This is a genomic window from Chitinophaga pinensis (genome assembly GCF_007896845.1).
Taxonomy (GTDB): Bacteria; Bacteroidota; Bacteroidia; order Chitinophagales; family Chitinophagaceae; genus Chitinophaga; species Chitinophaga pinensis_C.
This window is the reverse complement of the sequence record NZ_VOHS01000027.1, coordinates 41,458-53,620: the sequence shown is the minus strand read 5'-3', so window position 1 is coordinate 53,620 and position 12,163 is coordinate 41,458. Positions and strand designations below refer to the sequence as shown.

The following is a 12,163-nucleotide window of genomic DNA, read 5'->3' as shown; positions in this document are numbered from 1 at the left end:
TATTTAGGAACTGCACTTTAAGAATGGCGCTGTAGTGGCGTCTTTTTGTGTTTCTATACAAAAAGAAAGTCCCGGTAATTACCCCGGGACTCTCCATCCTTAACCTATAAACCTATATGAAACCTTAGAACTCTTGTCCGTTGGCCAGATCAATATTGTAGTAGTATACACCATTCAATTCAGGGTATACACCTTCCATCTGGACTTTCTTCTCTTTGTCGAGTATTTTCTTCAGATCTTCAATTGAATTCACTGGCTGTCCGCCGGCTTTCAATATGATGAAGGAACGCTTCATGTTTGTCTGTTTCTTCAGGATACCACTGCTGATGTTATCCACATATACACCACCGCGTACGCCTACTTTCGCGGCATCTGCTTTATTCAGTGTAATGAGGTCTGCACCCAGTGCATCGAGTACACTGCTTTTCACAATCTCAGTGTTACCGTCTGCATTCTTCAATACAGTAGACTGTGTAAACTGTTTGCCTTCACGCAGGTAGCTGATGCTGATCTTATCACCTGGTTTGTAGCGTGCGATCTGTTCCGTCATCTGTGGGATAGACGGAGTAGATACACCGTTGATGCCTGTGATGATATCGCCTTTTTTGATGCCTGCAGCAGCTGCAGAACCAGATTCCACTACGCCTGTAACAGCTACACCGTTGATATCTCTTCTGATACCTGCTTCTTCCCATCTTTCTTCAGGAATACTGTTCGGATCCTGATAGTAGATGCCCAGATATGCACGTTGTACATTACCATACTTCATCAGGTCATTTACTACTTTCTTTACCAGATTTACCGGAATAGCGTAGGAGTAACCTGCGTATGCGCCGGTTGGAGAAGCGATGGCAGAGTTGATACCAATCAGTTCACCGGAAGTATTGATCAATGCACCACCGCTATTACCTTGATTCACCGCAGCATCAGTCTGGATGAAGGATTCGATAGCATTTCTTCTTACTTGTTTATTGATACCGATCGTACGTGCTTTTGCACTTACGATACCTGCAGTCACGGTAGTTTCCAGATTTAAAGGATAACCTACTGCCAGTACCCACTGTCCGATCTCTATATCATCAGAGTTACCATACAATAGATAAGGAAGGTTCTTCGCTTCTATCTTGATTACTGCAAGGTCTGTATTAGGGTCAGTACCAATAACTTTTGCCTTGTAAGTCTTGTAGTCATTCAGCGTCACTGCTATTTCATCAGCGTCGTCTACCACGTGGTTGTTAGTGATGATATAACCGTCGTCAGAGATCAGCACACCGGAACCGGAAGCCATCTGACCGGGTACATAATACTTACGGCCACCACCTTCGCCCTGAAATTCATCTCCGAAGAAATCATCTCCAAAAAGGTCCTGTAAAACGCTTCTTCTTCGCTGGAGATTATTGCTAACCTGCCTTGGATTAATTTTTGTCTTAATGTGCACTACGCCGGGAACAGCCACTTTTGCTGCCTGACTGAAATCAGTTGGCGGTGTCGCGTTTTTCACTTCCGCGCCTGGCATATAACGGGCGTAATTGACAGGGATGTCCTGAGATCCATTTTGATAAGGGCCTGTCTGCCGGGGTTGGAACCTGTTGTACGCATAGATGCTGGCAACAGCAGTTGCCGCGCTGATAAGAACAGTTGCCGCAATTTGCCGGAATTTCATATGTTTCGTTGTTTAAATGTTTGTATAAGGAATGAATAACAATTTACATGCCTTGTGACACAAATTTAAGGGGACGCAGCACTGTACGTAAGGTACTGCTTTTACTTTAACACATTTTTATATGAATAGTTAATATGATCTTAATGCCGGGACTGACAGATTGTTGCTTTTCATGACAAGATTGTGTCTGTTTATATAACCAAAACCGTCATTCTTACAGTTACTGGTGGCTGGATGGGGATCAAAAGACGACGGGCAGCCCCGTGTAGGGAAGCTGCCCGTGTAAATAATGGAGAAGAAATATCGCCTATAAACCTGTCAGGAACTGCATAGTGTCCACGCCATCCGCAAAATCGGACAAGCTGGGTTGCTGTGCGGTACCGAAAGGAGTAAAGCCATGTCCTACGATACATTGCAGGTCATTATTGACTTTCAGTTCTTCTGTCAGCACGTTTTTATCTGCATAATGGCTGTAATGCAGCACGCTGAGCGGAGAGAAGAGTGAGGCTGATTCCTGTAAAATAATATTATCGTTCGCCATGTATAGTCCGCTGTTCAGCAGGATCAGGGCAAGATTATAGTCATAGTTGTTCTTGTACTTGTGATGATCTGCGAGATAAGAATACTTACGGAGACCTTTGATCAGTGCTTCGAAATTGTATTCATCCGGGACGAAGATCTTGGTCACATTTCTGCATCCCAGTCCGAAATACAGCATTACATCATCAGCCAGTGCTTCCAGCTCCTCCGGGGTTTCCGTTCCGTCGAGGATGGCTACGGAGGTACGGTTACGACGGATAATATGTGGATACTGTGCAAAATAATATTCAAAGTACCGTGCAGAGTTGTTGCTACCTGTCGCAATGTAGGCATCACAATTCTTCAGCATTTCCTGTACAAGTGTCTGTTGCGCATATTGTGGATACCATTCACTGATTTTATCAATGACATGCTGCATCAGCACAACATCCTTGGAAGACAGCTTCAGACGTACCTGATGACCGCTGAGGAATCCGCACAACCAGTCATGAAAACCCACCAGCGGAATATTACCGGCTGCTACGATACCGACTGAACGGGGATTGCCTGACGGAGCAGGATAACCCGCGAGCCAGCTGTTAAGCCGGGTTTCGTCGAGGTAATAACGGCAAATATTTTGCAGGGATAGATCTATGAATTCGTGGGTGAACCATCCGTTAGCCTGAAATGCCCTGTCTTTCACAGCCTGTAACGCAGGATCGTTGCCTGACAGGTACTGACCCAAACGCACAAGGGCTGCTACTTTTTCTGTACTACTCATGAATCTCTATATAAATAATTAACTTTTTAAACCTAGATATTCTATTTTTGTCTGCAAAATTAATGGCTTACTACTTAAACAAAAAGTTTATACTATGGCAATCAAGATAACAGACGAATGTATTAATTGTGGTGCTTGTGAACCTGAATGTCCAAATAATGCTATTTATGAGGGTGGCGTTGAATGGGCAATGGCTGACGGTACTTCCATTAAGGGCGGATTCGTGATGATGGACGGTTCTACTATTGATGCTGACCAACGTAACGCGCCTATTGCTGTAGACAGTTATTACATCGTTCCAAACAAATGTACAGAATGCCAGGGCTTCCATGAAGAGCCTCAGTGTGCGGCTGTTTGTCCGGTAGACTGCTGCGTTCCTGACGAAATGTATCAGGAAACAGTAGATGAACTGCTGGCTAAGAAAGAAAAATTACATATGTAATATCATCATACAGGAAGCTTAAGGAATTACCCGGTAACTGGTCATCGATAATATCGGAACGCATGCCGGAACCTGAAGGGAAGAAAGGATCAAAACTTTCTTCCCTTTTCTTTTAACCTAAAAAAAGCGGACATCCACCATTTTTCTATTAACTTTATCCGCTTATTATTAAATTATATATGAAAAAGAACATCGCCCTGGTAGCCGGCGGATACTCCGGTGAATATGTAATTTCAGTTCAAAGTGCAGCCGTAATAGAGAAACATCTTGACAGCAGCAAGTATAATGTCTATAAGATTTCTATTACCCGCGATGGATGGAACTACACAGGTTCCGATGGTCAGCTGATCGCCGTAGACAGGAACGATTTTACATTGACTATCAATGGAAATAAAGTGAAATTTGACGCGGTTTTCATTGGTATACATGGTACACCGGGTGAAGATGGCCGTCTGCAGGGATATTTTGAAATGCTGGGTATTCCATTTACCAGTTGTGGCATGGTGACTTCCGCGCTGACATTCAACAAGAGCTATTGTAACAAAGTAGTAGCCTCTCTTGGTGTTGTAAATGTTTCAAAGTCGGTGCATATTTTTAAAGATCAGCCTTTTGATACGCAGGCTATCCTGCAGGAACTGAAACTGCCTGTGTTTGTGAAACCAGCTGAAGGTGGCAGCAGCATCGGAATGTCCAAAGTAAATACTGCGGAAGAACTGGCGCCAGCGATCGAAAAAGCCTTCAATGAAGACGTACAGATCCTTATAGAAGAGTTCGTGAAGGGAAGAGAGATCACCTGTGGCCTCTACAGATCAAATGGTGAATTCACCGTTCTGCCGGTAACCGAAATCATCAGCAGCAAGGAATTCTTTGATTATGAAGCGAAATATACACCTGGTGTGTCCAGAGAGGTAACTCCTGCAGAAGCTCCCAATGAAATTGTCACCCAGATTCAGGAGACCGCTAAAAAGCTGTACAGTAAACTGAACTGCCGTGGTATTGTGAGAATGGACTTTATCTGGGAAGAAGCCAGCAACCGTCTGTTCTTTCTCGAAGTGAACACAATGCCGGGACAGTCTGAAAACAGCATCGTACCTCAGCAGGTAAGAGCCACAGGTAAAACCCTGCAGGAGTTTTACGGCACATTAATTGAAGAATGCCTGAGGAAATAACAACACCTGAGTTCATTTTAACGTTAAAATATAATCTGTGTTCAATTCAATAACTAAACGCTCCTTCGGCTTTAATCTGCTGGTAATCATAGGGATCTTTGCCGTTCTGGGGTTGCTTTTCTTTTCCTTACTGGGAATTATCACAAAACACGGGGATACCCTTACCGTACCTGACGTTTATAAGAAAAATATACAGGAAGCCACTATGATCCTCGAAAAAGAAGGATTCAGCGTGGACGTGAGAGATTCAATTTATGTAGACAGTCTTCCGGGGCTGGCCGTATGGGAACAGACGCCTGCCAGAGGATCTGTTGTAAAAGTAGGTCGTACAATCTACCTGACTGTTAACAAAGTAATACCTCCAATGGTACAGATGCCTGATCTGACAGGCCTCACTTTCCGTAGTGCTGAAATGACCCTGCACAGTCTCAGACTGAATGTAGGCGATACTATCTATAAACCCGACTTCGCTACCAACACCGTACTACAGCAATTGCTGAACGGTAAAACTGTTAAGCCGGGCAGAGACATTCCTGAAGGTAGCAATATCACCCTCGTATTGAGCAGCGGTACCGGTAATACCGAAAACCCTGTTCCGGACCTGACTGGTATGACTTATCTGGAAGCAAAAGAAACCCTTAGTGCCAGTAATCTGGGGCTGGGTACCGTAATCATAGATCCTTCTGTGACCGATACGGCTAATGCTTTCGTGGTAAAACAGATCCCATTGCGCAAAAACAGCCTGAACGAAACAAATATGATCCGTGCAGGTGAAAGCGTCGATATCTGGTTGTCTAATACGCGTCCTGATAAGGACAGTGGCGTAACCCCGGCAGCTCCGGTAGAGGAAGAGCAGAAATAATCACGCAATACCTTAATATTGCTGTATAAATCAAAAACATAAAAATTTACAGCCATGGAAAATATAAGCGCAGCAGACGTGAAACAGCGCATCGACAGCGGCGAAACACTGAACCTTGTAGATGTAAGAGAACCGCATGAACATGAGGATTTCAATATCGGCGGTAAGCTGGTACCATTAGGCGAGATCCGCGCCATGCAGGTAGATGAACTGGAAGATCTGAAAGATCAGGAAGTAATTGTTTACTGCCGTAGCGGTGGCCGTAGCGGACAGGCAGCGATGATCCTCGAAACAATGGGTTTCCAGAATGTAAAGAACCTGACCGGCGGTATGTTGGCCTGGCAGGACCAGTTCGGTAAATAACTGATCAGTCGCACAATATTATAACGCCTTCCGGCTTGTACTTCGCCAACAGCGGGTCAGTGTCCGGAAGGCTTTTTTACAGCTATCCATCTTATCCGCATCGCCAACTGATGCTAACCCAGATTCCCGCTAACCCGTTAAATCCACTGTTATGAAGCATATATGGCTCCTCTGCTATTCCCTGCTGACATTCTCTGCTACTGTTGCCCAGACTACCAGCGAAACAGATATCGTTATCTATGGCGGGACCTCGGCTGCTATCACCGCTGCCGTACAGGCTTGCAGAATGCATAAATCTGTTGTAGTGGTATCTCCTGACCAACATCTCGGCGGACTATCAGCCGGCGGCCTCGGTTTTACTGATACCGGTAATAAAGAAGTGATAGGAGGGCTCGCCCGTGAATTCTATCATCGCATTTACATGCACTATCAGCAACCTGCATCCTGGAACTGGCAGGAACAATCCGCCTATGGTAACAGAGGGCAGGGAACACCTGCTATCGACGGTACAGATCGCACGATGTGGATCTTCGAACCGCACGCTGCTGAAAAGGTATTTGAAGACTTTGTAAAAGAATATAAGATCAAAGTCTACCGCAATGAATGGCTGGACAGGGAAACAGGCGTAACAAAAAAAGGACAACAGATCACAGCCATTAAAACACTTAGCGGAAAGACCTTCAAAGGGAAGATGTTTATAGACGCTACCTATGAAGGAGATCTTATGGCCGCTGCAGGCATCTCTTATAGTGTTGGCCGGGAAGCACGTAGTGAGTTCAATGAAACCTGGGCAGGTGTGCAGACAGACGTATTCCAACACGGTCATCATTTTAAAAAACCTGTCAGCGCATATAAAATACCCGGTGATCCTAAAAGTGGATTATTGCCATTGATTGCCGGTCAGGCACCCGGTGAAAAGGGAAGTGGTGATAAACGTATTCAGGCGTATTGTTTCCGTTTATGTCTGACAGATCTGCCGGCTAACCGGATCCCATTTACCCGCCCTGCGGACTATGACTCCACACAGTATGCATTGCTGCTGCGTGTGTTTGAAACAGGCTGGAATGAAGTCTTCAATAAATTTGATCCTATCCCTAATCATAAGACGGATGTCAATAATCATGGGCCTTTCAGCACGGATTATATCGGGATGAACTATGACTATCCGGATGCCTCTTATGAAAGAAGAAAAGCAATCATAGCAGCGCATACCACTTATCAGAAAGGATTGTTATACTTTATTGCAACAGATCCGCGTGTACCTGACAGCATCCGTACACGCATGGCACAGTGGGGACTTTCCCGCGACGAATTCAAGGATAATGGTAACTGGCCACATCAACTGTATATCCGTGAAGCCAGACGTATGAAAGGATTGGAGACGATGACGGAAAATGAGGTGTTAGGCAGGAATAAGGTATCCGATGCTATCGGTATGGGTTCTTATACACTGGACTCGCACAATGCACAGCGCTATGTAAAAGAGGATGGTACTGTACAGAATGAAGGCGATATTGGTGTGGAAATACCTGTTCCTTATCGTATCAGCTATGGTTCTATTGTACCGAAAAAGACAGAATGTACCAATCTGCTGGCGCCTGTATGTCTGTCCTGTACACACATTGCTTACGGCTCTGTGCGGATGGAACCTGTATTCATGATTCTCGGACAAAGCGCTGCTACTGCTGCTATTCAGGCTATTGACAGCAGAAAAGCAATACAGGATATCAGTTATGATCAATTGAAAGCACAGCTGCAGAAGGATAAGCAGCGTTTATAAAGCATCTTCAAAAAAGGCACAACTGCCACCGGTCCAGTTTTGCGGCTTGCCCTGTGTAACACCGATCATTTTACTTTTACTGATTCTGGCAAGATTGTGAGCCAGTATCGGTGTCGGACTCCCATCAGGCCAGATATACATCATACGTATTTCGCAATAGGCCGGCCCCTCTGGTGTTTCTATAGCGGGCGCATATTGTACTTTATGTTGCAGGATCCAGTTCTCCGGATCAGTGATCTTGTCAATATCTGCTTGTGTGACGTCTATCAGCACACCTTGTCCGGCGAAAGAAAAAAGCGGCTTTAGCACATAGTTTTCGAGATCAGCAGGAATCACAGGCAATTCATGGAGGAACCAGCTTTTCGGAGCGTATTCACTGTGTATGAAAGGCAATATGTATTTGCTGATGCGATAAAACCAGTTCGGGTGGGTGATCCATTCAACATCGAGATCCTGAAACAGGCTGACATGTTTACCCAGTTTATCGTGCTGACGATGGAGGTCATCAAATATCACACGATTATAGATCCTTTTGATCTGAATTTTTCTACCTTCTTTTTCATAATACAGTTTCTTTCCTTCCTGTATGAGTGCTGTCACGCAAACAGGTTGAATACCCAGTTGCTTTTCTGTATAATAAAAATCGATCCTTGTCTTCTGTTCGTGTGGTTTTACTTCCAGCAATACTACCTCTTCCGGCTGATATTCTCCAACGATCACATCTTTCAACAGTTGAAAATAACTGTCTGCGTTTAATCCGCCGAAGAAGTTATTAACTGTATCAGGAATATTGAAATGTGTCCTGAACTGTCTGGCCATTAATTCCTGAAATGCATATAACGATGGGAATCCCTGCAATTCGATCAGCCGTGGTGTCAATGCTCCCTGTTCATCGCGACACACCGCAAAGTCAATCACTATGAAATGAGGATGCTCATTTTCGTGTGGTACTTTCAGCTGGTGAGGAATGGTATTACGTGTCATTTCCTTAAAGTCAGGCCGCATGATCACGGCAATGATTTCATCGCAGGCTTTTTTGAGTTGGGCTGTCAGCGCTGCAGGAATAAATACAGGTGTTTCGGCGACTTTAAAAACAGGCGCTTCTCCAGCTTCCGCAGCAATACCTGCAAGGAAATCCTGATATTGTTTGTGTGTAAACTGATGGTTATATGCGGTACGTATTGAAGGGATCATGGTTGTCAGTTAAAGTCCATAGGCTGATACACTGCACTTCTTACGCTTCAATTTTATCAGAAACGGACTGTTTAAAAATAGCATTGTCGAGGAATGCGGGAATGAATTCATCATGAGTGAGCATGATTTTATCCGGATCGGAAAGGTGTTCCAGCATGCTATAGTATTTTTCAGCACCATAGTTGGTGATGACCTGATTCTTTTTTTCCTGTTGGAGGAGATACATCCGCATACCTGTGGCATCTGCCTCCGGATGGAACTGTGTACCGATGCAATAATCGCTGAAACGGATAGCCATTGTGGCTCTTTCCAGTGGTACATGCGGTCTTTCTTTTTCCAATGCGAGGACGGTAGCACCGGTAGTCGCCATTTGCTCCTGATCGAGTTCTATGACCTGCCAGTTACGGCTATCTACGATGAAGTAGGGATCAGGTAATTCATTGAACACCTGTTCGCCTTCACCGGCTGTTGTTTTATGTACAGGAAAGACACCAAATGCAGGTGATCTGCGGCGGCATACATTACCTAGTTTCAGATAACGGCACATCAGCTGAAAGCTGTGACAGATCAATAATACCTGTTTCTTATCGTCAGTTGTTTTATTCAATTGCCTGATCTCTTCCATCAACCGGAAGTAACGGGCTTCCCATTCGCTGCCTTCGCTGTCTAAGGGACTACCGGGCCCGCCGGTGGAGATATAGATATCATAGGAAAGATCAGGTACCTCTTGTGCGATCCGCACTTCATATTCATGGAATACCATGTCCAGCGCATGCTTTTCAGCATAGCTGGTCAATATCTCCCGGATACAGCGCATACCCTCGTTGGGCACCTGCTCGTACATATCGAGGATGGCAATTTTCCAATGCTGCTTAGTCGGTATCATACTGCAAAGGTACACGTTTAGCAGTCTTTCAGAAAGCTATTGGTGATGAAGTCGGTAACAGATACCAGATCTTTGGTGTCTGTATATACTTTTAACTGCTGATCTGCACCTGTACCATTTTCAAGAATATCAAGGGTACGCTGTATATAATGACGGCTGCCCAGTTCATCCACTACGTCGTCCACAAAGTCGAGCAGTTCATGGATCAATGCTCTGGCGTTGACTTCCATTTCTTTTCCGAAGTCGATCAGGTTACCATCAATACCATAGCGGGAGGCCCGCCATTTGTTTTCATTGACCAGAGCACGGTTATAGATGATGAAGTTGAGGTTCTGCATGCGCAGTTTGTAAATCTTTGCGCAGACAGCCTGAAAGAGTGCCGCTAGGGTACAGGTTTCCAGTACGGTGAGCGGTACGTCGCAGATGCGGAATTCCACTGTATTGAAAAAGGGGTGTACCCGCAGGTCCCACCATACTTTCTTGGCGTTATCGATACAATTGGTTTTTACCAGCAGCTGGATATACCTGTCATATTCCTCGATACTGGCGAAGTAATCGGGGATGCCGGTACGGGGGAATTTATCAAATACTTTGGTGCGGTAAGATTTGAAGCCGGTGTTACGGCCTTCCCAGAAAGGGGAGTTGGTGCTAAGTGCAAATACGTGTGGCAGGAAATAGCGTACAGAGTTGGCAATGTGAAGGGCCATTTCTCTGTTTTCCATACCTACGTGCACATGTAGTCCGAAGATGAGGTTGGAGCGTGCTGCATCCTGCATTTCATTGACGATCTCAAAGTAACGGGGATTGTCGGTAATATGCTGGAGCTGCCATTTGGAGAAAGGGTGTGTACCTGAAGCGCCGATGCTGTATCCCAGATCACCTGCTATATTGGCAATTGTCCTGCGTAGCATAGATACGTCTTCGCAGGCTTCATCGATGTTGGCGCATACCTCCGTGCCTACTTCCACAACCGCCTGATGAAACTCAGCCTTTACTTTATCTCTGAGCACCCTGTGGGCTTGTTCTACGATCTTTTGTTCATGAGATCTCAGTTCTCTTGTCTGAGGGTCCATGACCATGTATTCCTCTTCAATACCGAGGGTGAAGTTGTTGAGCATGCGGTGATTCAATTCAATTAGGAATCAGGAATTACAAATTAGGAATTGAGTTCGATAAGCTGACACTTCAATTCCGGATTACTTTTCCTAATTATCCCAAAGTTATTCTTTCTTTTCTGTCGAAATTCACATGGGGAATAATTTAGAGACAAGAATCGGGAACTGCCGGTTACGGCTTTAAATATCAATTACTAATGCGTAATTCCTGATGGCTGATTGAATCAGCTTTCTTTCTTCTTCGTCTTCTTTACAGGCGTCTTTTTCGCCGGTGTTTCGTTCTCTTCTACTTTCGGCGCTTTGGGCTCCTTCAGTGTTTTAGTATCTTTTGGCGGTTTGGCAGGGGAGACAGCAGTAGGCTTTTTAGCGGCTACTCTCTTTGCACCGGGTACGATAGCGGTTTGTTGTCCCTGTATGGCATGTTGCAGGAAATTGCCCCATGTCAGGTTATCAGTACCGGACGTTTGCTGTTGCGCACGCTGTATGGCGTAGGTAGCAGCTGTTTCTACCACCCATTCGAAGTTTTCGGTACCGATTACTTTCTCATTTGTTTCAGGAGCAGGGTTCCAGAAGTCAATCACATAAGGCACACCATTCTGGATAGCGATTTCAACGGAGTTAAAATCATAGCCAAGATATTGATTCAGCTGTGCTACCTGATCGGCAATGGTGTTCAGCAGAGTGGTATCTCCGGAATCTTCCGTGAGGTAACGCTGATTTTCCGGCTGATATGGATCGTAAGGTATTACGCGCACATATCTTCCGCCTATGCAATAACAACGGTAATAAGATTGATATTTAATCTCTTCCTGCAGCATCATGACCAGCTGACCTGTGCGGGCATGTTGTGCAAAGAACTCCTCACGATCATGTATTTTATACACATGTTTCCAGCCGCCGCCATTGTATGGTTTCATGTAGGCAGGAAAGCCGATGTGATCAAAGATGGCGTCCCAGTCAAAGGGATAGACCAGGTTTCTGAAGGACTGGTCTGACGTATTCAGCGGAAGATCTCTGGAAGGGATCAGGGCTGTTTTAGGCACTTTTACACCGGTGCGGTGTGCCAGTTCGTTGTTGACGAATTTGTCGTCCGCACTCCACCAGAAAGGATTGTTGATAACCGCAGTGCCGTCAAGTGCGGCCTGTTTAAGCCAGGTGCGGTAAAAGGGTACGTCCTGAGAGATGCGGTCAAGGATGACGGCATAGCCGGAAGGGGTACCCTGTATCACTTTCTCGATGGATATTGCTTCTGCTGTGATTCCGTCTATCTGTTTGTCATTCACACGATCGATAAAGGCCTGCGGAAAGCCATTTTCCTGGCCGAAAAGGAGTCCTATTTTTTTCATCTGTAAAGAGTTTTACTGTTTGGTTATCCGTCGTTTACAACAG

11 protein-coding genes are annotated in these 12,163 nt (G+C 45.2%); 5 read left to right on the top strand and 6 right to left on the bottom strand.

From position 1 onward, the window contains the following. Positions 1-124 precede the first annotated feature (124 nt). Together FEF09_RS21425 and FEF09_RS21420 are read right to left on the bottom strand one after the other, a co-directional pair. The gene (locus tag FEF09_RS21425) at positions 125-1,663 is read right to left on the bottom strand and encodes a trypsin-like peptidase domain-containing protein (protein ID WP_146307005.1); all 1,539 of its coding nucleotides are present in this window, start codon (positions 1,661-1,663) and stop codon (positions 125-127) included. Positions 1,664-1,970: 307 nt separating this feature from the next. Next, positions 1,971-2,963, bottom strand: a complete 993-nt coding sequence (locus tag FEF09_RS21420) for an acyl-CoA reductase (protein ID WP_146307004.1) — start codon at positions 2,961-2,963, stop codon at positions 1,971-1,973. A 94-nt stretch (positions 2,964-3,057) separates the two neighbouring features. On the opposite strand from FEF09_RS21420, the gene FEF09_RS21415 reads away from it, so the two are divergent. The 5 genes from FEF09_RS21415 to FEF09_RS21395 all read left to right on the top strand — a co-directional run bounded on the left by FEF09_RS21415 (position 3,058) and on the right by FEF09_RS21395 (position 7,579). Further along, on the top strand, positions 3,058-3,405 hold the full coding sequence (locus FEF09_RS21415; RefSeq protein ID WP_146307003.1) for a 4Fe-4S dicluster domain-containing protein: 348 nt from the start codon (positions 3,058-3,060) through the stop codon (positions 3,403-3,405). 179 nt (positions 3,406-3,584) lie between these two features. Continuing rightward, positions 3,585-4,574: a D-alanine--D-alanine ligase gene (locus tag FEF09_RS21410; RefSeq protein WP_146307002.1), complete on the top strand. Its 990-nt coding sequence runs from the start codon at positions 3,585-3,587 to the stop codon at positions 4,572-4,574. 37 nt (positions 4,575-4,611) lie between these two features. After that, complete coding sequence (locus FEF09_RS21405) at positions 4,612-5,436, top strand: PASTA domain-containing protein (protein WP_146307001.1); 825 nt, start codon at positions 4,612-4,614, stop codon at positions 5,434-5,436. A gap of 54 nt (positions 5,437-5,490) precedes the next feature. Further along, on the top strand, positions 5,491-5,799 hold the full coding sequence (locus tag FEF09_RS21400; protein ID WP_012793528.1) for a rhodanese-like domain-containing protein: 309 nt from the start codon (positions 5,491-5,493) through the stop codon (positions 5,797-5,799). 151 nt (positions 5,800-5,950) lie between these two features. Next, complete coding sequence (locus FEF09_RS21395) at positions 5,951-7,579, top strand: FAD-dependent oxidoreductase (RefSeq protein WP_146307000.1); 1,629 nt, start codon at positions 5,951-5,953, stop codon at positions 7,577-7,579. Here FEF09_RS21395 and FEF09_RS21390 read toward each other — a convergent pair. The 4 genes from FEF09_RS21390 to FEF09_RS21375 form a co-directional block, all read right to left on the bottom strand. Further along, positions 7,574-8,773: a hypothetical protein gene (locus FEF09_RS21390; RefSeq protein WP_146306999.1), complete on the bottom strand. Its 1,200-nt coding sequence runs from the start codon at positions 8,771-8,773 to the stop codon at positions 7,574-7,576. The genes FEF09_RS21395 and FEF09_RS21390 overlap by 6 nt on opposite strands. A 40-nt stretch (positions 8,774-8,813) precedes the next feature. Next, entirely contained in the window at positions 8,814-9,659 is an 846-nt protein-coding gene (locus tag FEF09_RS21385) for a type 1 glutamine amidotransferase (protein ID WP_146306998.1), read from the bottom strand. A gap of 17 nt (positions 9,660-9,676) precedes the next feature. Continuing rightward, complete coding sequence (locus tag FEF09_RS21380; RefSeq protein WP_146306997.1) at positions 9,677-10,777, bottom strand: carboxylate-amine ligase; 1,101 nt, start codon at positions 10,775-10,777, stop codon at positions 9,677-9,679. A 221-nt stretch (positions 10,778-10,998) separates the two neighbouring features. Then, positions 10,999-12,120, bottom strand: coding sequence for a RimK family alpha-L-glutamate ligase (locus FEF09_RS21375; RefSeq protein ID WP_146306996.1), 1,122 nt, complete (start codon positions 12,118-12,120; stop codon positions 10,999-11,001). Positions 12,121-12,163 lie beyond the last annotated feature (43 nt).